Here is a 265-nt window from a genome sequence, read left to right as displayed (position 1 = left end):
CGAAATGGAGCGTGATCGAAGCCGGCCTGCGCTGCCTGCAGGGCAAGGGCGTGGTCAACTCGATTTCGATGAAGGAAGGCGAGGACGCCTTCCTGCAGCAGGCGCGCCTGGTGCAGCGCTACGGCGCGGCCGCGGTGATCATGGCCTTCGACGAGCAGGGCCAGGCCGACACCTGCGCGCGCAAGGTCGAGATCTGTACCCGCGCCTACCATCTGCTGCGCGACAAGCTCGACTTCCCGCCGGAAGACATCATCTTCGATCCGAA

At 65.3% G+C, this 265-nt stretch carries 1 protein-coding gene; it reads left to right on the top strand.

Translation table 11 applies throughout. The annotated features are described in order from the left end of the window. The coding region (locus FLQ44_RS08155; protein WP_147693969.1) for a dihydropteroate synthase at window positions 1-265 on the top strand (265 nt) is incomplete at both ends.

Origin of the sequence: Vogesella mureinivorans (genome assembly GCF_007644035.1) — a bacterium.
GTDB lineage: Bacteria > Pseudomonadota > Gammaproteobacteria > Burkholderiales > Chromobacteriaceae > Vogesella > Vogesella mureinivorans.
This window is presented reverse-complemented; position numbering and strand designations above follow the sequence as displayed.